Below are 19,054 nucleotides of genomic sequence, written 5' to 3' on the forward strand. Positions count from 1 at the left end.
GCCACTACACGGCGCAGTTGTTGGGGCCGAGTTCGACCCCGGTCGCTTCGTCTTCGTCGAGGTCGCGACGCCCGCGATTCACGTCGATGACGGTCTCGTAGTTCGGCGGCTTCTCGGTCGTTCGGTCGGTGACGCGATCGACGAACGCCGACTTCTCGAGTCGGAAGAGTTCCAGTCCCTCGCGGAGTTCGCCGAGTGTCGCCGCGACGAGTTCGCCCGGCCGACCGACCCCGAAGCGCCCCTCGGCGTCGACGGAGACGTGGCCGGGGAGGGCGACGACGTCGTCCGAGAGCGGTGCGTACGTCTCGTGTAACGTCTCGTAGAGGAGTTCCGCGCCGTGCGCCGCGCCGCCCTCGCCGAACTCCAACTCCGTCCGCCCCACGGATTCGACGAACAGCGCGTCAGCCGAGAGGAGATACTGCTCGTCGACGACGAGGTTCATCTGTTCGGTGGTGTGGCCCGGTGCGGCGATGATATCCGCGTCGACGTCGCCGACGGCGAGGGTGTCGCCGTCCGCGATCGGCTCGTACTCGTAGTCCACGTCGCGCTCGGTCGCCGCCGCGCTCAGGTAATAGGGGACCGAGAGCCGCTCGGCGAGCGCGCGCCCTCCGGAGATGTGATCCGCGTGGACGTGCGTGTCCACGACGCCCGTGATCGTCAGCCCCGCGTCGGCCGCGACGAGTTCGAACTCGTGATCCTGGCGGGTGGCGTCGACGACGATCGCCTCACCCGCGTCGTGGTCGCCGACGACGTAGCCGAGACAGCCCTTCGCACGCCGTTGTACCTGCGCGAGGAACAGGTCGCTGTCCGTGTCGACGTCGACGACATCGTAGAGTTTGCTCCAGTCCTCCATCCCACCCTTGACGACGGAGACGTCGTCGTGACCGCGGTCCGACAGTTCGAACCCGAACGACGTCGAGGTGAGTCCCCTCGCGCAGATCACGGCGACCGGACCGCTGCCGGCGATCGCGTCGACGTCGTCCCAGTCGAGACCGTCGCCGAGCCCATCGATCGGATGATACGGGACGTTCACCGCGTCCGGGACGTGCCACGCCTCGAAACTCTCGGGTTGGCGCGTGTCGACGATGGTGAGATCGTCACCGGCGTCGATCGCCGCCGCGAGGTCTTCGACGGTGAGCTGGTGAAGTAGCGTCGGCATACGTGTGTGTATGCGTGTCACACGAATAACTATTGCCACGGTGCGAGCTCGGCGGCGCGGCCGCTATCTGTCGTCAGCCGCGCAACGAGAAAAGGCGATCGAGCGTCGGAAAACCGCGTTAGATCTCGGCCTCGAAGTCTTCGAGGGCGTAGACGGTGTCGCTTCCACGGCGGTCGAGCGTCTCGTTGGCCAGCAGCCAGTAGACGACCGACAGCGCGCGTCGACCCTTGTTGTTCGTCGGCACGACGAGGTCGACGTTGCTCGTCTGGTTGTTCGAGTCACACATTGCGATGACCGGGATGCCGACCGTGATGGCCTCCTTGACGGCCTGGGCGTCGCCGATCGGGTCGGTGACGACGAGGACGTCCGGTTCGATGTAGCCGTCGTAGTCGGGGTTCGTCAGCGTCCCCGGGATGAATCGGCCGGTCCGGGCGCGCGCGCCGACCGCGTCGGCGAACTTCGTCGCCGGGAAGCGGCCGTACTGGCGCGAGCTCGTGACCAGGATCTGCTCGGGGTCGTAGTTCGCGAGGAAGTCTGCGGCCGTCCGGATCCGCGAGTCGGTCCGGCTGACGTCTAAGACGTACAGCCCGTCGTCGCGGACGCGGTGGATGAACCGCTCCATATCCTCGGTCTTCTGTTGGGTCCCGATGTGGACCCCCGCGGAGAGGTAGTCCTCGACGGGGATGAGGAGGTCGGCCTCCTCGTCGGGCATCACGTCCTCGTCGAACGTGGGTGCCGCGTCCTCTTCTTCGGGTGCTTCGGCCTCGGCAGCCTCGTCGGCCGCGCTCTCGTCGGCGACCTCGTCTTCGGCAGCCTCGGCGACCGTTTCGGCCGTCTCGGCGTCGGCCTCGGTCGTCTCGACGTCGTCTGCGGCTTCGTCCGCGTCCGTCTCGTCGTCGACGACTTCGACCGCGTCGTTGTCGTTCTCTGTCATACTGCGTCGTCCGCGATGCGGATGAGTTCGTTGAGTTTGGCAGTTCGCTCGCCCTGCACCGTGCCGGTCTTGATGAAGCCGGCGTCGGTGGCGACGGCGAGGTGTGCGATCGTCGTGTCCTCGGTCTCGCCCGAGCGGTGGGAGACGACCGTCTCGTACCCGTTCTCGGTCGCCAGTTCGATCGCGTCGAAGGCGTCCGACAGCGATCCGATCTGGTTCGGCTTGATGAGGATCGAGTTGGCGGCGTCGGCGTCGATACCCGCCTGCAGGCGCTCGACGTTCGTCACGAAGAGGTCGTCGCCGCAGATGAGCGTCTGGTCGCCGACGCGTTCGGTGAGGTCTGCGAAGCCCTCGTAGTCGTCCTCGTCGAGGGGGTCCTCGACGTAGACGAGGTCGTACTCCTCGACCATCTCGGCGACGTAGTCGACCTGTTCGGCGGTCGATTTGACGTCGTCACCGTAGACGTAGCCGTCCTCGTCGGCGTCGTAGAGTTCAGCGGCGGCCATATCCAGGCCGAACTTGATCTCGAAGCCGAGTTCGTCTGCCGTCTCGGAGACGGCCTGATCGACGACCTCGAACGCCTCGGCGTCCGAGATCGCCGGTGCCCACGCACCCTCGTCGCCCTTCGCCGCGGGAACCCCGCGGTCGTCGAGGATCTCGGAGATGCGCGCGTGCACGGCGGCGTTCGCGAAGACGGCCTCGGAGATGCTCGGCGCGCCGACCGGCGCGGCGAGGAACTCCTGGATGTACGTCGCTTCCTTGGCGTGCTCGCCGCCGCCGACGACGTTGCCGAGCGGCGTCGGGAACGACGCACCGCGGAACGTCCCACCCAGATGCTGGTACAGCGGAGCACCGAGCACGTCGGCGCCAGCCTTCGCGGCCGCCATCGAGATGGCGACGGCGCTGTTGGCACCGATCTGCGAGAAGTTCTCCGTGCCGTCTGCGGCGTGGAGTGCGGCGTCGACGTCGCGCTGGTTGCCGGCGTGGACCGTCCCGACGAGACGCGGGATCGCGTGTTCTCGCGCCGCCGCGATGGCCTCTGCAGGCTCCAGTTCGATCGCCTCGTACTCGCCCGTGCTCGCCCCGCTTGGGGCCGCTGCACGGCCGAACCCGCCGGATTCGGTCAGCACGTCCGCCTCGACCGTCGGGTTGCCGCGGGAGTCGAGAACGCGCCGGAGCGCAATACTCGTGATGAGCGTCATTTCAGTTGCCCTCGCGGTTTACCGTGAACGGCAGCACGCCGGCGTCGTACTCTTCGGCGGCGACCAGGATCGGTTCGGACTGGTCGGTGTCGACGAGTACCGGTGCGCCGTAGGACACCTGCAGCGCTCGCGCGCCGAGGATGCGGGCCTTCTCGTATCGGTTGTACTGGGTGCGTCCGCTCATTGGTAGGGTGCGACGACGTCGACGAGGTCTTTGTGCGAGACCATCATCCGCCGACAGCAGTGTCGTTCTACCCCGAGGTCGTCGAGGACCTTCGCCGGATCCTCGTCGCCCTCGCGGGCACGCTCCTTGAACTCGTCCCAGTGTTCGCCGACGACGTTGCCGCAGGTGAAACACCGGACGGGTATCATCATAGTTGGATCACCTCAGCGGTAGGACTTCTGATAGCGCGCTCGTGCACCCGGTCCGCCCCACTTCTTGGGCTCGGACTGGCGCACGTCGTTGACGAGGAGCGAGCGGTCGAAGTCCATATACGCGTCGCGAAGCTCCGCGTCGTTGAGATGCTGCACTAGCCCGCGGGCGATGGCCGTCCGCGCGGCGTCAGCCTGCCCGGCGAAGCCGCCGCCGGAGACGCTGACGTCGATGTCGACCTGCGATCGGAGATCCTCGCCGGCGATGCGGAACGGCTCCAGCATCTTCAGGCGGGCCATCTCCGGCTCGACGAGCTCGACCGGCTGGGAGTCGATTCGGACGCGACCCTCGCCGTCGCGCACGGTTGCGCGGGCGATGGCCGTCTTCTTCTTGCCAGAGGTATTCGTTACCATGTGACTTTCGCACCCAGGTTCTCGGAAATCTCTCCGAGCGAGAGGAACTTGATGTTCGAGAGTCGATCCAGCGTGGTGCCGTCGAGCGCCTCGCCGTCCTCGTCGAACGGGTTGCCCACGTAGACGCGGACGTTCGAGAGCGCTTCTCGGCCTCGCTGTTCTTTGTACGGGAGCATCCCGCGAACCGAGCGCTTGAACATACCGTCCGGGCGCGTCGGGTAGTGCGGGCCGCGGTCGGAACCGACGTTGGCGCGCTTGCGGTAGGTGCTCATCACGTCGTCCTCGGACCCCGTGATGACGGCGTCCTCGGCGTTGACGATGGCGACCGACTCGCCGGAGAGGGCCTTCTGAGCGACCTCGCTGGCGACACGGCCGACGATGCAGTTTCGCGCGTCGACGACGACGTCGGCGTCGAATTCGGCGAGGCTCATCGAATCACCCGTACGTTGCTGCCGTCGGGGTTCTCTTCGATGATGCGTTCGAGCGCCACCGTGTCCCCGACCTGTTCGATCTTCTTTCGAGCGGACGACGAGAAGTCGACCGCCGCAACTGTAACGTTCTTCTGCAGCGCACCACTCCCCAGCACTTTGCCGGGGACGACGACGGTCTCGTCTTCTCGCGCGTATCGTTCGATACGCCCGAGGTTGACCTCCGCGTGGGTGCGCCGCGGCTTCTCCAGACGGTCCGCGACGTCCTGCCAGACATTGGCACCGGACTCGCGAGAGACCGCCTTCAGCTCGGCGATGAGACTGTTGAGTCTCGGATTCGTCTTACTCATTGTCTACCTCCTGAGAGTGAGAGAAAACGGAGTGCAGGGAGCAGGATTTGAACCTGCGGACCCCTATGGGACAGCGCCCTGAACGCTGCGCCGTTGGCCAGACTTGGCTATCCCTGCTCGCACTCCGTTCTACTGCATGCCCCTTCAAACTCCTTTCGATCTGGCGACGCCGTCCGCGACCGCGTGCGACCGCGCCGTTCGCGGCGCTCAGGGTACGCGTCGCCGGATTCGGCGACGCGGCGGGCGAGCGTCGGGTGATGAGTGAAGGGACAGACATCGTACTATATCGCTACCTTCTCTTCGAGTTCGGCTGCGCGGTCGCCGAGCGATTCGGCGGCCCGCAGGACCAGTTCCTCGACGGTGAACGACCCGTCCGTCTCCACGTGGAAGACGAACGCCTCGGGCACGTCGTGGACTTCGATCTCCTTCCCCGGATACCGGTTCGTGAGGTCGTTGTCGAACGTGTCGGTGGCGACGAGATCGCCGTCTTCGGCGCTCTCGTCTGCGGCGTGTTCCGCGGCCGCCTCCTCGATCACGCCCCGCAGGATGTTGGGCTCCTGCGACTCGAACTCGCCGGCGTCGCCGACGGCCTCCACGCGCTGGAGGTGTCGGTAGCCGACGGAGACGCCGCCTTGGTGTTTGGCGTGCGCCTTCCCGCTGTCGAGGACCGCGTCGGCCTCGAATTCGAGGTGTTGGTCCTCTTTCAGCTCGACGATGGGGACGTTCTGGTCGGCCGGCTGCACGAGGTCGTCGGCCGACACGAGGTCGCCCGAGTACGCCGTCGCCGGTCCCTGAACGTCCAGCGAGAGGGTGACGACGTCACCCTCCTCGAAGTCGTCGAGGGGCGTCGTCAGCGGCACGAGCCCCAGTCGGAGGCCGATCATCTCGTCGAACATCACCGACGAGTTCTCGACGAACCGGACGGTGTCGATGCTGAACGTCGGCACGTCGGCGACCATCGCTCGGCGGATGCCGTTAGCGACGGCTGGCGACACGCCGCGGACGAGGAACCGGGCCTTCCGGTCGCCGCGTTCGATGAACTCGACCTCGAAATCGTTCGTCATCTGTTAATCCTTAGAGACGGCTGTTTTTCGGCGCTCGAGTCCCGTCGTGCGGGATCGGTGTGACGTCCTCGATGCGGCCGATTTCGAGACCAGCACGGGCCAGCGCGCGGATCGTCGCCTGCGCGCCGGGGCCGGGGCTCTTGTTGCCGTTCCCGCCCGGGCCACGGACGCGAACGTGCAGGCCCTCGATGCCGGCTGCTTTGATCTCTTCTGCGACGGACTCCGCCATCTGCATCGCGGCGTACGGCGACGCCTCGTCGCGGTTCTGCTTCACCACGGCACCGCCGGACGACTTCACGATCGTCTCGGCGCCGGTCAGATCCGTCACCGTGATGAGCGTGTTGTTGAACGACGCGTGGACGTGGGCGATACCCCACTTGTCTCGGGTTGTCTCGGATTCGCTCATGGATTACTCCTGCCCCTCTGCGCGCTCGGGGTGTAGATCGTCCGCGAGCGGACTCGTCTCGTCGAACTCGATGCCGTCCTCTTCCGCGACCTCGACCTTCTTCGAGGGACGGGAGACGCGGGCGTCGCCGACGACGACGTGGCCGTGGACGATGAACTGACGCGCCTGCTTGGGCGTGCTCGCGAGGCCCTTGCGGTACGCGACAGTCTGGAGTCGGCGTTCGAGAATGTCGGTGACGTCGAGTCCGAGGACGCGACTGATGTCGTCGTCCTCCGAGAGGATACCGTAGCGGCGGAGCCGAGTGAGGAACTCCACGCCGGCCGCCTCGGCTTCCTCCAGGTCGCCCTGGGCCTCGCCGATGAGGCGTCGTGCCTCTCGTCGGTAGTTACGGAGCTCCGATTGGGCTCGCCAGAGCTCCTCTTTGTTCTTCAGGCCGTAGCGTCCGAGAAGATCGCCCTCCTGAGCGATGCGCTCGCCCTGGTAGGGGTGATTCGGCGTCTCGTAACGCTTGGTGTTGTTTCCGGTCGCCATCGTTTACTCTTCCTCGCCGCCTTCGGCGGCCTCCTCGGCCGCCTCCTCTTTGATCGCCTCGACGTTGACGCCGATCGTCCCCTCGGTACGTCCAGTGGACTTCGTCCGCTGTCCGCGGACCTTCTGTCCGCGCTGGTGTCGGACGCCCTTGTAGGAGTTGATCATCTTCATCCGGTTGATGTCGTGGCGGCGCTTTTCTTCGAGGTCCGAGCCGGTGACGTGGGTGGTCTCCCCGCTGAAGAAGTCGCTTCGGCGGTTGGCCATCCACTCGGGGATGTGCTCGTCGAAGTTCTCGACGGCGTCGACGACTGCGTCGATCTCGTCGTCCTCGAGCAGACCGAACGTCGCGTGTCGGTCTACGTCTGCGGCCTCGGCAACGATGCGCGCCGTGCGCTTGCCGATACCTTTCATGTCGGTGAGACTCCGCTCTACCGTCTTCGTCCCGTCGAGATCGGTTTGTCCGATCCGGACGAAGTATCGGAGGTCTTCCTCCTCCTCGGGAGCGTCGTCCTGTGGTTCTTCTGCACTCATGACTTTTTGGAAAGTCTGGTGAGCGTTGCGGCGGGGATTCGAACCCCGGAGGCATTACGCCACAGAGTTAGCAACCCTGCGCCTTGGGCCAGGCTTGGCTACCGCAACACACTCGGTCTGGTACTGTCGCCCTCTCGGACTCGGGAGCGGACCTCCCTACAGCGTATCGCAGTCGGAACAAGTCGTGGTCACTACTTAAACATCACGATAGGGCACTGGAGTGAGACCGCTCCACACGGCCTCGTCGCAGTCGAAAAGTGGCCGACGGCGACCGCCCGACGGCCACGGATCGCAGCCCGCTTCGAGCGGCGCGTCGGGACTGGTGCCACCGGCGACGGACCCACACGCCGAGGTCGTTCTCAAGTGCGGCTCCCGCTCTGTCACGCCGGTGTGGTACGAGATTCCGTACCGGGTGTGCGCGGGGTCGGTCAGGCTGCCGGCATTATATATCCGTGGACGACCATTTCACACCTGTGAGCACCGACGCCCCCGCAGCCGATTCGACACCTGGACGACCCGTACGCCTCGACGGCGAAGCCGACCTCGACGCCCTCGTCGCCGAGCACGACCGTGTGCTCGTCGAGTTCTACACCGAGGGCTGTGCGCTGTGTGCGAGCATCGAGCCCGTGATCGGCAACGTCGCCCGCGCGCACGACGACCTCGCCGTCGGCGTGGTGAACCCGCGTGACGATCCAGTGCTCATCGAGCGCTTCCAGATCCAGAGCGCGCCGACGCTCGTCCTCTTCGAGGACGGCGAAATCGTCGGGAGGCTGGCCAGCGGCTTCCAGGGCGGCGACGCTATCGACGCGTTCCTCGAAGACCCAGAATCGGTGTGATCGACCGCTGAGCGAATCACCCGCTGCTCGATTGCTGCCGCTATCTGTTCTCTGACCCGTTCGTCGCTGACGCTGTCTGCTCTTTGACCCGTCGTATCTCTAACTGACGGTCGCTGCTTCCTATTCGGAGAGAAATTCGGCATCCCGAGTCGGTCGACGACCTAATCGTCGACGGCAGGGATTTGCTGTCCGGTCACCCGTTCGACCACGGCCAGGAAGTTGTCGAAGAGCTGTGTCACGGCTTCCGTCTCGGCGTGTCGATTGGGCGTGATATCCGCGAGGACCGCCTCGACCGTCGCGTCGGAGACGTCACCGCGCTTGTTTTCTGCGACCTCACGCGCCGTTTCGAGGTCGTACTCGGGGTGGAACTGAACGCCGAACGTCGGTCCCAGCGAGAACGCCTGACAGGACTGCTCGTTGCCGGCGAGTTCGATCGCGCCGGGGGGGAGCTGCAGCACCTCGTCGGAGTGCGACTCGTAGGCGAGAAACTCGCCGGGCAGCCCCGTGAAAAGCGGCGAGTCGTCGTAGCGCTCGATGCGGCGATAGCCGAGTTCGTACTCGTCCATCTCGGCGACGCACCCGCCGAGCGCGTCGGCGAGCAACTGGTGGCCCCAACAGACGCCGAGCATCGGGACGCCGAGTTCGTGCAGGTCACGGACCAGTTCGACGAGGGTGTCCATCCACGATTCGCGGTCGTAGACGGCCGTCTGCGACCCCGACACGACGACGGCGTCGTAGGGCCACGAGCCGTCGGCACCGGGCCACTCGGGGAACTCGCTCTCGCTCACTTTGAAGACCGTCACGTCTGCGTCGAGCGCGCGCCGGAAGTTCCGCTCGGCCGCAGTGTCGCCCACGGATGCGTCGAAGAGGGCGATCTCGGGCGTGGTCATATCTCCCGATACGTGGCGGCGACCCATTAATATTGTTTAGAATGTTCACCGACGCGCACAACCGCCACGAAAGCCGGGCCGGTCGGTATGCGTCGGCACTGAGCAGTCACTACTACTGGGACGATTCTTCTGCAGGTATGTCCGACAGGTCAGGAGTGAGAGACCGGCGCGTCGATGTACTCGTCGTTGACGACCCACTCGCCGTCTTCTTTGATCATGTACTCGCCGTAGTAGGGGACGCGGTTGGCGACGGTCTCGCGGAAGGTCTCGCGGATCTCCTCGCGTGTCATCTCGCCCATCGAGCGCAGATCGTCGTTGCGGTTCAGACAGCCCTTCAGATACCCTTCGTGCGTGACGCGTACGCGGTGACAGTTCGCACAGAAGTTCGGGTTCTCGACGGGATCGACGATCTCGACCATCCCCTCCCCGACGTAGTACCGCCGGCGATTGTGCATCTCGCGGGTCTCGACCCGATCGGCCGTCTCTGCGAGCCAATTGTGGACGCGCTGGATGTCGATGTTCCACTCGGGGTGGCCGGTCAACTCCGGCATATACTCGATGAGTTGGAGTTGGAGTCCGGGGTTCTCTGCGACGTGGTCGACCATCCCTTCGACGTACCCGGCCGTGTGTTCGAAGACGACCATATTCAGTTTCACCGGGTCGAGTCCGGCTTCGAGCGCGGCTTCGACACCTTCGATGACTCTCTCGTACGCGCCGGACTGCGTGATCTCGGCGAACGCCTCGGGGTCGAGCGCGTCCTGTGAGACGTTGACCCGTTCGAGGCCGGCGTCCCGGAGGTCCTCGGCACGACCCGGGAGGAAGGTTCCGTTCGTCGTCAACGAGACTTCCATCGAGTCGGGCGTGCGTTCGATGATCTCTTCGAGGTCCCCTCTGAGCATCGGCTCTCCGCCGGTGAACTTTACCTTCCGGACGCCGAACTCCGAGACGACTTCCAGAAAACGCACGACGTCGTCGGCGCTCATCTCGTCGTCCTGTGGGTCCATTGGGCCACGAGTGTCGCCGAGCCCCTCGTTGTGACAGTAGACGCAATCGAAGTTGCATCGGTCGGTCAGGGAGACGCGAACGCCGGACACCTCGCGCCCGAAGTCGTCTTCGAGCATCGTCAGTGTCTTCGTGGGGATGCTGATAAATTCGCCGCCGCTCTGGACCGCTACGTAATCATTTATATTTACATTTTGGGCCGATATTACCCAGATCCGTTACCTCCCTGGTCAAAACCCTTATCGGCCGTTCCCCCCGACTCCGCTGTATGAACGTCGAAGCCGTCCGCGAACGCCTCCGCGCGGTCTCGGATCCAGATCTCGGCGACGACATCGTCTCGCTCGGTCTCGTCAACGCCGTCGACGTCGACGACGACGCCAACTCCGTTCGAATCTCGCTCGCGCTCGGCGCGCCCTTCTCGCCGACCGAGACGCAGATCGCGAACGACGTCCGGGACGAGCTTTCGGACACCGAGTACGACGTGGACCTCACAGCGAGCGTCCCCTCGGAAGTCGATCCCGACGAGGACGTACTCCCCGACGTGACGAACGTGATCGCGGTCGCCTCGGGGAAGGGCGGCGTCGGGAAGTCGACCGTCGCGGTCAATCTCGCGGCCGGGCTCTCGAAACTAGGCGCGCGCGTCGGCCTGTTCGACGCCGACGTGTACGGCCCGAACGTGCCCCGGATGGTCGCCGCCGACGAGGCCCCGCAGGCCGCAGACGACCAGACGATCGTCCCACCCGAGAAGTACGGGATGAAACTGATGTCGATGGCCTTCCTCGTCGGCGAGGACGACCCCGTCATCTGGCGCGGCCCGATGGTGCATCAGCTTCTCACCCAACTCGTCGAGGACGTCCAGTGGGGCGAACTCGACTATCTGGTGCTCGACCTCCCGCCGGGCACCGGCGACACGCAACTGACCGTCCTCCAGACGCTGCCGCTCACGGGCGCAGTGATCGTCACGACGCCGCAAGACGTCGCGGTCGACGACGCACGCAAGGGACTGGAGATGTTCGGCAAACACGACACGAACGTCCTGGGGATCGTCGAGAACATGTCGTCGTTCCGGTGTCCGGACTGCGGATCGAGTCACGATATCTTCGGCGCGGGCGGCGGCGAGGCCTTCGCCGCCGAGAACGATCTGCCCTTCCTGGGTGCGCTCCCACTGGACCCGTCGGTCCGAACCGGCGGCGATGGCGGCGACCCGGTCGTCTTAGAAGACGGGGAGACAGCCGACGCCTTCCGGCTGATGACCGAGAACGTGGCGGATATGGTCGGCGTGGTTCGCCGGCGCGACGCCGCGACGCGGCAGTAAGCCCGCGCCGAAGCGCTCACTCGTGGCTCTTTCCCTCCCCGGATGCGACATCTTTTGACTGCGGGGGACCGACACCCGGTGTGGACGCCGAACAGGACTCGCTCGAGAACCCTTTCAGTATGGACGCCGACTGCCGGAACTGCGCCGGCCTCTGTGACGCCCGGACCAACGTCGTGCACGGCTACGGCGACGTCGGCGGGGAGTTCCTCTTCGTCGCCGAACGGCCGCACGCCGGCGCCGATCGGACCGGCGTGCCCTTCACGGGCGATGCCCCCGGCGAGCGCCTCCAGTCGATTCTGGGCGAACTGGGCTTCGCGCGCTCGGCCCCCGACGCCGACGAGCCGGATCTCCAGAACGCCTTCGTGACGTATCTCACGCGCTGTCGACACCCCGAGCGCCCGCCGACCGACGAGGAGGTCCGGACGTGTGAGCCGTACCTCAACGCCGAAATCCGGATGATCAACCCCGAGATCATCGTCCCGATCGGCCAGCGGACGCTCGACGCGCTGGCGACCGACTACACGACGAACAGTCCCGGCGACGTCGACGTCGAGGACGCGCACGCGACGACGATCCGCGGGCGCGGCTTCGAACTCGTTCCGATGCTCCCACTCGAGGCCCAGACCGACGCCCAGACCGAGGCGTTCGTCGAGCATCTCCTCGACAACGTCTTCTCGCGGGACTATCGGCAGACGAAGGGCCGTCGCGGCCGCTGAGTTGCTGAGGCGGGCGATAAGCCCCTTCCGCGGACGCTACGTCGCTGACGCAAGCGCAGAGTGAGCGGCCGTGCCGAGTCGGATGCGGGAACGTCGGGTTGAAGAGCGCCGACCGCCGAGAGGAAGGTATGACCGTCGTCGCCGTCTTGGCCGATCCGCCGCGCCCGGGACTCGCACTACCGAGGCTCGCAGAGACGAGCCCACTCTCGGAGTCGGAGGCCGCAGAGCTCTCGGAGGCGATGCTCCGCGATACGCTCCGTGCTGTCGAGCGCTCCGGAGGCGAACTCCTCGTGAACTACCGTCCGGACGACGACCTCCCGGACGCCTCCGTCGATCCCGACGAGTCGGCCGAGGACGCGCTGCGTGCGATCGCGACGGACGTTCTCGACGACCCCGAGGAGGCGCGCTTCGAGGTGCAGGTCGGCTCGAATTTCTCCGCGCGTGCGGGGAATACCATCACACACCTCCTCCGCGAGGAGGGCGTCCAGTCGGCCGCCGTCGTCCGCGGTGACGCGCCGTTCTTACTCCGCTCGACGGTGGATTCGGCGGCGATGAAGCTCCGCACCAACGAGGTCGTCCTCGGACCGTCGACCGACGGGCGCGTCTACTTCGCGGGCTTCAAAGCCCCGATCGACTTCGAGGGCGCGTTCACCGCGCCGGAACTGGAGACGCTCGTCGCCAGCGCGAACGACGCCGACCGCGGCGTCGGATTTATGCAGATGCAGCCGACGGTCCGGACCGGCTCGGATCTCGCCACGCTGGTCTCGTCGATCCGCGCACGCTGGCAGGCCGAGCGCGTCGTCCCCGAGCACACTGCGGAGTTCGTCGTCGACGCGGGACTCTCGGTCGTCGCGGACGACGCGAGAGACGGCGACCTGACGCTCGTGCGGGAGTAGGCCGCGCCCGCGCCTCGGCCTCCCGCCTCCGCGGCCCGTCGGCCGCGACCGACAACTCTTAGACGCGCCGTCAGAAACGACCACCTGCGGTGGGATGGCAGAGCGGCCTATTGCGCCTGCCTTGAAAGCAGGTGGCGTTATGCCTCCTGGGTTCGAATCCCAGTCCCACCGCATATTCTACCGCACACGACACCACCGACCACCGCGAGCGGTGCGTCTATCGTGGCCTCGTCGCCATCGCCCGCGCGCCGACAGATGCGTAACGGCTTTGCCGTGGCCTCCCAACACGCGGGTATGGACTGGCCACACGACCCCGACGGCGAGCAGGGATCTGAGGGACGACGCAAGTACGGCCACGCGGTGATCGCAAAAAAGGTCGACGAGGACGAGGACTTCCCGCTGTCCCGCGAGGAGTTCGTCGCGGAGTACGGCGACGACCCCGTTCGACTCGACTACGAGCGCGTCGTCTCCGTCGCTGATATCTTCGAGCACGTCGACCAAGCGGAGTTCGACGACTTCGTCTCGTTCCACAAGGCCGTCGGTCGCGCGATGCGCGAGAACGGCTACTGGTTCTACGAGGGCGCAGAGAAGTTCGTCGGCTCGAACGAAGCCTGATCGCTGACAGCTGTCGATCGTTTTTCATACTGCCGGACAGAACTATAGCAACATTTGCAACTGATAGGGATTATCGTAACTGTTCGGAGATTCTCGCCGTATCGTCCGGCGAGAAATCTATGAGGACTTGCGATAACCCCTATGATTGCTCATCCGATCACACGACAGCGTACGATCGGATGAGTGAAGACTTGCAAATGCTACTATATGTGGGAAGTATCGGCACCCCGTGGGTGCCAGATGATTCGTGAACGGCTGTCCGACAGTATCAGGATCCGTCGCCGAAGAGCCGCTGCCACAGCGACCGATCGCGTGCACGCTCGGCGAGCAGCACCGAGCACTCGACCTCTTCGATGACGTCAAGGACGACCGTAGCCCGCCCGTCGACGGCTGCGAGGTACGGAAAGACCGCCGCGGCCGTTCGCGCCGCGTCGGCGTCGTTCGAGACGGGGACAAGGGGCCGGGCGAACAGCGGATCGACCTCACTCATCGGCTGGGTGTGTCGACCGCTCGTCGTCCGCCGCGTTCGTTGCGTCCGTCGACGGCCAGCGGGGTGCGAACTGATGGCTGAACGAGACGCGTCGCCGACCGAGAGGAGGTGTCGTTCCGGAGTGCAATCATACGGGATTCGTATGGCGCCATCGGGTATAGTGGTTCCCACTTCGGGTCGCACAACTGTTCAAATCGCAGTCACCCACGCGCGGTAATCCTCGGCACGGTCGTACACGTCCACGAACACCTGATCGGCGAACGCCGCCAGCCGATTGGCGTCCGAGCGCGCGGTGATGCGAACATTCGTTCCCTCGGCTTCCTCGGGGGACTCCAACTGCTCGACTCGGAACTCGGGGAAGTCGTCGACCAAGTCGTTCAGCCGCTCTAACTCCGCGTCGTCGACGTCGAGGTTGAACGTGCTCTCGGCGAACTGGACCCACGGAGCCGGGGAGTCCTCCCCGTCGACGTCGGCGTCGTGGTCGGCTTCGAGGGTCAGGAAGGCGCTCGCCCGCTCGCGGTGGGCCGCGATGGCGTCGGCGAACAGTTTGCGTCGCTCCGTCGGGTCGTCGGCGTCGAATCTGCTCATACGGACTCCTCTCGGGCGATCCTGAAAAGATTGCTCGAACCGAGCGACGTGATGTGTACTAACATACGACACGATATTGTACACGGTCGACAGACGCGTTTCTTCAACGTTATACGGGCGGACGCAGACTGGTGCGATATGGGCAAGCACATCCTGCTTCTGGGCCCGCCGGGCGCCGGAAAGGGAACACAGTCGAAACGTCTCGCCGCCGAGTTCGACCTCGAACACGTGACGACCGGCGACGCGCTCCGTTCCAACAAGCAGATGGACATCAGCGATATGGACACGGAGTACGACACGCCGGGCGAGTATATGGACGCCGGCGAGCTCGTCCCCGACGAGGTCGTCAACGCCATCGTCGAGGAAGCGCTCACGAGCGCCGACGGCTACGTCCTCGACGGCTACCCGCGGAACCTCGAACAGGCCGAGGTCCTCTCGGAGATGACCGACCTCGACGCCGTCGTCTACCTCTCGGTCGATACCGAGGAACTGGTCGACCGGCTGACCGGCCGCCGCGTCTGCCCGGAGTGTGGCGCGAGCTACCACGTCGAGTTCGAACCGCCGGAGGAATCGGGCGTCTGCGACGAGTGCGGCGCCGAACTCGAACAGCGCGACGACGACACCGAGGAGACGGTCCGCGAGCGCCTCCGCGTCTACGAGGAGAACACGGCCCCCGTCGTCGAGCACTACCGTGACGAGGGTGTCCTCGTCGAGGTGGACGGCGAGGGCACGCCGGACGAGGTCTTCGAGTCGATCGTCGACGTCGTCGACGAGTAACGACCGCCAGAAGTGAGCGGCCGCCGCGACGGTTCCAGTTATTTCTTGGCGATCTACGAGGCGTGGGCTGACCTGCCGAGTGACGCGTGCTGACACGCAGAGAGTAAAAGCTTCATAACCGATGGGGGGTTATCTGCGGGTAGATGCCACGAATCGAATCGAAGGTTCGCACCCTCGTCTCCAAGGACGACGGGATGCGCGAGGCCGTCGAGACGGTCCTCGATCAGGCCGACGACGGCGAGGTCCGGTGGCTCGACGTGAAGGGCGACCTCACGTCCGGCCAGTGGGGCCGCCTCATCGAGAAAGAGATCCTCGTCGAAGGCGAGGAGGGGTTCCGACTGGCCGACGCCGAAGCTACCCGGGAGGGTCTGGAACCCGCTTCGAGCACGACCACCAGCGGGTCCGCCAGTAGCGCGTCGACGTCGGACTCCGACGACGAGTCGTCGTGGTCGACCTACGACAAGGGCGCGGCCGTCGTCACGCTCGGGCTCTTCGTCGGCTACTCCTGGAAGCCCCTCCGGGACGTCATCGGCACGACGATGGACGTCGCGCTCGGACCGCTCGGAGAGATGCTTCCCTTCTACGCCGTCGTGATGATCCTCGCGCTGGCGACGGGGCTGTACTCGACGCTGCTGCAGGCGAACCTGATGGATATGGACAAGATGTCCGCCTACCAAGAGCGGATGAAAGACATCCAGGAACGCCGGAAGGAAGCGAAGGAAGCCGGCGACGACGCCGCCCTCGACGCGATCCAGGAAGAGCAGATGGACGCGATGGGCGATCAGCTCGGGATGTTCAAAGAGCAGTTCCGGCCGATGGTGTGGATTATGTTCCTCACGATCCCGGTGTTCCTCTGGATGTACTGGGCGATCGGCGTCGGCCAGAACGCGACCGCACACGTTCCACTCGACCCGCTGGTGCTCCCGCTCCGCGGACAGGTCGCGTGGACCGAATCCGTGATCGGTCCGATCCAGGCGTGGATTGTCTGGTACTTCCTCTGCTCGATGGGCTTCACGCAGATCATCCGCAAGAGCCTGAACATCGACATCTCGCCGACGACCTCCTGAGCGGACACGACACGTCTGCCCTCACACGGCGTCGGCCGTAAAGACAACCTCTTTTACCCGCCTTCCCCCAGCAAGAGTATGTTGTTGACCGTCTCTGGCCCCCCGGGGGCCGGCAAGAGTACTACCGTCACGGCTCTCGCGGAGGCGTTCGACCTCGAGCACGTGAGCGGCGGCGACATCTTCCGCGAACTCGCAGCCGAGCGCGGGATGACCGCCGTGGAGTTCAATCGGCTCGCCGAAGACGACGATCAGATCGACCGCGACCTCGACCGTCGGCTGCGAACCGTCGCACTCGAACGCGACGACGTCCTGCTGGAATCGCGGCTCGCCGGCTGGCTCGCGGGCGACGCCGCCGACCTCCGGCTGTGGCTCGACGCGCCGATCGAAGTCCGAGCCGCACGGATCGCTGAACGCGAAGACAAGTCCGCAGAGACTGCACTCGCAGAGACCCGCGAACGCGAGGAAAGCGAGGCGCTCCGGTACCGGGAGTACTACAGCATCGACATCTCCGATCTCTCCATCTACGACGTCGCGCTGAACACGGCCCGCTGGAGCGAGGAGGACGTCCCCGACATCCTGACGGCGGCAGTCGAGGCGTACGATCCAACTGCAGACGAAGGAAAGTACCCCGTCGAGGGCGTCAGCTACGACTTCTAATCCGCCCCTTCGACAATGACATCACTCCGCGGACCCCCTGACGAACGCTCCGTCGACGAACTGCTGTCGTTTGGCGTCGTAAATCTCGACAAGCCACCCGGCCCGTCGGCGCATCAGGTGTCCGCGTGGGCCCGCGACCTGACGGGCGTCGACCGCGCCGCACACGCCGGAACGCTCGACCCGATGGTGACGGGCTGTCTCCCCATCCTGCTCGGCGACGCGACGCGGCTGGCACAGGTGTTTCTCGAAGGCGCCAAAGAGTACGTCGCAGTCTTGGAACTCCACGGTCCGGCACCCGCGGATCTCGACGCCGTACTCGCGGAGTTCGAGGGCGAGATCTATCAGAAGCCCCCGCGCAAGAGCGCCGTCGCGCGTCGCCTCCGCTCTCGGGAGATCTACGACCTCGAACTGCTCGAAGTGAAAGACAGGCAAGCCCTGATCCGCATCCGTTGTGAGAGCGGGACGTACATTCGAAAGCTCTGTCACGACCTCGGGCTGGCGGCGGGGACCGGCGCACATATGGGTCATCTCCGGCGGACCGGAACCGATCCCTTCGACGACAGAGGTCTCGTTTCGACGGCCGACCTGACGGACGCGCTCGTCTTTGCCGAGGAGGGCGACGAGGAACCGCTCCGCGACGTCGTCAGCCCGGCCGAACGAGCACTGACGCACCTCCCGCGACTCACCGTCGCGTTCTCGGCCGCCGAACAGATCGCCGAGGGCGCACCGATCTATGCCCCCGGAATCGTCGACGTCGACGACGCCACAGCGGCTTCCGACGACGGGACGCTCGTGGCGTGCTTCACCCCCGACGACGCAGCGGTGTGTCTCGGACGACTCGTCGGCGATCCCGACGCAGATATGGGCGAGGTCGTCTCGCTCGAACGGGTACTCGTTTAAGCACTCAGAGCAGCTGTCGGGTCTTCGATAACGCGCGACCGTCACGTGTGAGCGACTGTCTTCCGGCGCGAGGAAACGAAGGACTTAACGGTGACAGCAGTCTCTGAACGAATGCACCCTGGGACCGTGGGGTAGTGGTATCCTCTGCCGATGGGGTCGGTAGGACCTGAGTTCGACTCTCAGCGGTCCCATGGCCGATTTCTCCAAGAAGTTCGGGTAACAGTTGAATTAGCCGTTAGTCTCGGGGGTGCGTCAGCGTGACGCCGCTCGACTTCGCAGCAAAACGCGACAGTGGCTCGGCCAGCTGGAAACGCGCCGATCCTGAAGCCGCACTGATCGAACGGCTCTCGTGGGACACGTGGCTCGTCACACTCCCAGACAGCGACGACGTTCACGAAGTCTCGCTGCACCGCGATCACGGCGCACTCAGCGGCGAGTGCAAGGTTCGTGAGACGGGCGAGCAGTGCCCGGCACGGAAGTACCGCGACGCCGACGAGCCGTGCGCCCATCTCTGCACGATCCGCAAAGCACTCGTTCTCAACGACAAAGCTGACGACGGAACCACGATCGAGGTCTTCGATCGCGACGACGTCGAGGTCGCGGCGGCCGACGCCCACGTCGAAGACGCGATGGCCGACGGTGGCCGGGAGGTGTCTCGATGACCTTCTGTTTCGAGTGGATCAACTGGAAACTGTTCTGTAACACAACTGCGCAAGCTGTAACACAGACGATTTCGCCGCGAACTACCGCGACGAGCCTCGAAGTGCCAAAATCGGCATTTGTGTTACAACCCCCCCACCCCTCCGCTCGGAGGTCTATTGGCACACGCACGGCGTGTCTGCGCGCCCATCGGAATCGGCGCGCGATGGGGGCGGGCACGCACACGCACGCGAAGGCCGGCGAGACGGAGGTGG

General features: G+C 65.3%; 26 protein-coding genes and 4 tRNA genes. 12 read left to right on the forward strand and 18 right to left on the reverse strand.

Features of this window, described 5'->3' with window-relative positions:
- Positions 1-4: 4 nt before the first annotated feature.
- The 14 genes from RBH22_RS06560 to RBH22_RS06625 form a co-directional block, all read right to left on the reverse strand.
- Positions 5-1,159 (reverse strand): rhodanese-like domain-containing protein, encoded by a 1,155-nt coding sequence (locus tag RBH22_RS06560; RefSeq protein WP_306676930.1) that lies wholly within the window; start codon positions 1,157-1,159, stop codon positions 5-7.
- A 118-nt stretch (positions 1,160-1,277) separates the two neighbouring features.
- Positions 1,278-2,093 carry a 30S ribosomal protein S2 gene (gene rpsB, locus RBH22_RS06565; protein ID WP_121569320.1) on the reverse strand — a complete coding sequence of 272 codons (816 nt, stop codon included), beginning with the start codon at positions 2,091-2,093 and terminating at the stop codon, positions 1,278-1,280.
- The gene (eno, locus tag RBH22_RS06570; RefSeq protein WP_306676931.1) at positions 2,090-3,295 is read right to left on the reverse strand and encodes a phosphopyruvate hydratase; all 1,206 of its coding nucleotides are present in this window, start codon (positions 3,293-3,295) and stop codon (positions 2,090-2,092) included. The genes rpsB and eno overlap by 4 nt, the downstream gene beginning before the upstream one ends.
- A gap of 1 nt (position 3,296) precedes the next feature.
- Positions 3,297-3,479: a DNA-directed RNA polymerase subunit K gene (locus RBH22_RS06575; RefSeq protein ID WP_121559356.1), complete on the reverse strand. Its 183-nt coding sequence runs from the start codon at positions 3,477-3,479 to the stop codon at positions 3,297-3,299.
- Positions 3,476-3,670 carry a DNA-directed RNA polymerase subunit N gene (locus tag RBH22_RS06580; RefSeq protein ID WP_256289615.1) on the reverse strand — a complete coding sequence of 65 codons (195 nt, stop codon included), beginning with the start codon at positions 3,668-3,670 and terminating at the stop codon, positions 3,476-3,478. The genes RBH22_RS06575 and RBH22_RS06580 overlap by 4 nt, the downstream gene beginning before the upstream one ends.
- 12 nt (positions 3,671-3,682) lie before the next feature.
- A complete protein-coding gene (locus RBH22_RS06585; RefSeq protein WP_121569323.1) occupies positions 3,683-4,081 on the reverse strand; it encodes a 30S ribosomal protein S9 in 399 nt (132 codons plus the stop codon).
- Entirely contained in the window at positions 4,075-4,512 is a 438-nt protein-coding gene (locus tag RBH22_RS06590; RefSeq protein WP_256545367.1) for a 50S ribosomal protein L13, read from the reverse strand. Before RBH22_RS06590 ends, RBH22_RS06585 begins: the two co-directional genes overlap by 7 nt.
- Positions 4,509-4,859 (reverse strand): 50S ribosomal protein L18e, encoded by a 351-nt coding sequence (locus tag RBH22_RS06595; RefSeq protein ID WP_121569325.1) that lies wholly within the window; start codon positions 4,857-4,859, stop codon positions 4,509-4,511. Before RBH22_RS06595 ends, RBH22_RS06590 begins: the two co-directional genes overlap by 4 nt.
- Positions 4,860-4,891: 32 nt before the next feature.
- Positions 4,892-4,976 (reverse strand) — tRNA-Leu (locus tag RBH22_RS06600).
- A 164-nt stretch (positions 4,977-5,140) separates the two neighbouring features.
- Complete coding sequence (locus tag RBH22_RS06605; RefSeq protein ID WP_256545368.1) at positions 5,141-5,923, reverse strand: DNA-directed RNA polymerase subunit D; 783 nt, start codon at positions 5,921-5,923, stop codon at positions 5,141-5,143.
- Positions 5,924-5,933: 10 nt separating this feature from the next.
- A complete protein-coding gene (locus RBH22_RS06610; RefSeq protein ID WP_121559362.1) occupies positions 5,934-6,329 on the reverse strand; it encodes a 30S ribosomal protein S11 in 396 nt (131 codons plus the stop codon).
- A gap of 3 nt (positions 6,330-6,332) precedes the next feature.
- Positions 6,333-6,860, reverse strand: coding sequence for a 30S ribosomal protein S4 (locus RBH22_RS06615; RefSeq protein WP_306676932.1), 528 nt, complete (start codon positions 6,858-6,860; stop codon positions 6,333-6,335).
- Between the two features lie 3 nt (positions 6,861-6,863).
- Positions 6,864-7,391, reverse strand: a complete 528-nt coding sequence (locus RBH22_RS06620) for a 30S ribosomal protein S13 (RefSeq protein ID WP_256545370.1) — start codon at positions 7,389-7,391, stop codon at positions 6,864-6,866.
- 23 nt (positions 7,392-7,414) lie between these two features.
- Positions 7,415-7,499, reverse strand: a tRNA-Ser gene (locus tag RBH22_RS06625).
- Positions 7,500-7,864: 365 nt separating this feature from the next.
- Between RBH22_RS06625 and RBH22_RS06630 the strand changes: the two genes are divergently transcribed.
- Positions 7,865-8,227 carry a thioredoxin family protein gene (locus RBH22_RS06630; protein ID WP_256545371.1) on the forward strand — a complete coding sequence of 121 codons (363 nt, stop codon included), beginning with the start codon at positions 7,865-7,867 and terminating at the stop codon, positions 8,225-8,227.
- 161 nt (positions 8,228-8,388) lie between these two features.
- On the opposite strand, the gene RBH22_RS06635 is transcribed toward RBH22_RS06630, so the two are convergent.
- Together RBH22_RS06635 and moaA are read right to left on the reverse strand one after the other, a co-directional pair.
- Complete coding sequence (locus RBH22_RS06635) at positions 8,389-9,117, reverse strand: type 1 glutamine amidotransferase (protein ID WP_306676933.1); 729 nt, start codon at positions 9,115-9,117, stop codon at positions 8,389-8,391.
- A gap of 149 nt (positions 9,118-9,266) precedes the next feature.
- Positions 9,267-10,238: a GTP 3',8-cyclase MoaA gene (gene moaA, locus RBH22_RS06640; protein ID WP_256545373.1), complete on the reverse strand. Its 972-nt coding sequence runs from the start codon at positions 10,236-10,238 to the stop codon at positions 9,267-9,269.
- A 149-nt stretch (positions 10,239-10,387) separates the two neighbouring features.
- On the opposite strand from moaA, the gene RBH22_RS06645 reads away from it, so the two are divergent.
- The 5 genes from RBH22_RS06645 to RBH22_RS06665 all read left to right on the forward strand — a co-directional run bounded on the left by RBH22_RS06645 (position 10,388) and on the right by RBH22_RS06665 (position 13,661).
- On the forward strand, positions 10,388-11,434 hold the full coding sequence (locus RBH22_RS06645; protein WP_306676934.1) for a P-loop NTPase: 1,047 nt from the start codon (positions 10,388-10,390) through the stop codon (positions 11,432-11,434).
- Positions 11,435-11,553: 119 nt separating this feature from the next.
- Entirely contained in the window at positions 11,554-12,150 is a 597-nt protein-coding gene (locus RBH22_RS06650) for a uracil-DNA glycosylase (RefSeq protein ID WP_306676974.1), read from the forward strand.
- A gap of 128 nt (positions 12,151-12,278) precedes the next feature.
- The gene (locus RBH22_RS06655) at positions 12,279-13,046 is read left to right on the forward strand and encodes a DUF2064 domain-containing protein (RefSeq protein ID WP_306676936.1); all 768 of its coding nucleotides are present in this window, start codon (positions 12,279-12,281) and stop codon (positions 13,044-13,046) included.
- A gap of 88 nt (positions 13,047-13,134) precedes the next feature.
- Positions 13,135-13,217: transfer RNA gene (locus tag RBH22_RS06660), tRNA-Ser, on the forward strand.
- 123 nt (positions 13,218-13,340) lie between these two features.
- Positions 13,341-13,661: a DUF5785 family protein gene (locus tag RBH22_RS06665; RefSeq protein WP_256289624.1), complete on the forward strand. Its 321-nt coding sequence runs from the start codon at positions 13,341-13,343 to the stop codon at positions 13,659-13,661.
- A gap of 268 nt (positions 13,662-13,929) precedes the next feature.
- Here RBH22_RS06665 and RBH22_RS06670 read toward each other — a convergent pair whose 3' ends face one another.
- Together RBH22_RS06670 and RBH22_RS06675 are read right to left on the reverse strand one after the other, a co-directional pair.
- Positions 13,930-14,151 (reverse strand): hypothetical protein, encoded by a 222-nt coding sequence (locus RBH22_RS06670; RefSeq protein ID WP_306676937.1) that lies wholly within the window; start codon positions 14,149-14,151, stop codon positions 13,930-13,932.
- Positions 14,152-14,340: 189 nt separating this feature from the next.
- Complete coding sequence (locus RBH22_RS06675; protein WP_256289626.1) at positions 14,341-14,739, reverse strand: hypothetical protein; 399 nt, start codon at positions 14,737-14,739, stop codon at positions 14,341-14,343.
- 138 nt (positions 14,740-14,877) lie between these two features.
- On the opposite strand from RBH22_RS06675, the gene RBH22_RS06680 reads away from it, so the two are divergent.
- The 6 genes from RBH22_RS06680 (at position 14,878) to RBH22_RS06705 (ending at position 18,802) form a co-directional block, all read left to right on the forward strand.
- Entirely contained in the window at positions 14,878-15,516 is a 639-nt protein-coding gene (locus RBH22_RS06680) for an adenylate kinase (protein ID WP_256289627.1), read from the forward strand.
- 143 nt (positions 15,517-15,659) lie between these two features.
- A complete protein-coding gene (locus tag RBH22_RS06685; RefSeq protein ID WP_256545379.1) occupies positions 15,660-16,583 on the forward strand; it encodes a DUF106 domain-containing protein in 924 nt (307 codons plus the stop codon).
- A 78-nt stretch (positions 16,584-16,661) separates the two neighbouring features.
- Complete coding sequence (cmk, locus tag RBH22_RS06690; protein ID WP_256545380.1) at positions 16,662-17,240, forward strand: (d)CMP kinase; 579 nt, start codon at positions 16,662-16,664, stop codon at positions 17,238-17,240.
- A gap of 15 nt (positions 17,241-17,255) precedes the next feature.
- A complete protein-coding gene (locus tag RBH22_RS06695; protein WP_306676938.1) occupies positions 17,256-18,140 on the forward strand; it encodes an RNA-guided pseudouridylation complex pseudouridine synthase subunit Cbf5 in 885 nt (294 codons plus the stop codon).
- Between the two features lie 120 nt (positions 18,141-18,260).
- A tRNA-Pro gene (locus RBH22_RS06700) sits at positions 18,261-18,331 on the forward strand.
- Positions 18,332-18,397: 66 nt separating this feature from the next.
- Positions 18,398-18,802 carry a hypothetical protein gene (locus tag RBH22_RS06705; protein ID WP_306676939.1) on the forward strand — a complete coding sequence of 135 codons (405 nt, stop codon included), beginning with the start codon at positions 18,398-18,400 and terminating at the stop codon, positions 18,800-18,802.
- The last annotated feature ends 252 nt before the right edge of the window (positions 18,803-19,054 follow it).

Source organism: Halobellus sp. H-GB7, assembly GCF_030848585.1.
Lineage (GTDB): Archaea > Halobacteriota > Halobacteria > Halobacteriales > Haloferacaceae > Haloquadratum > Haloquadratum inordinatus.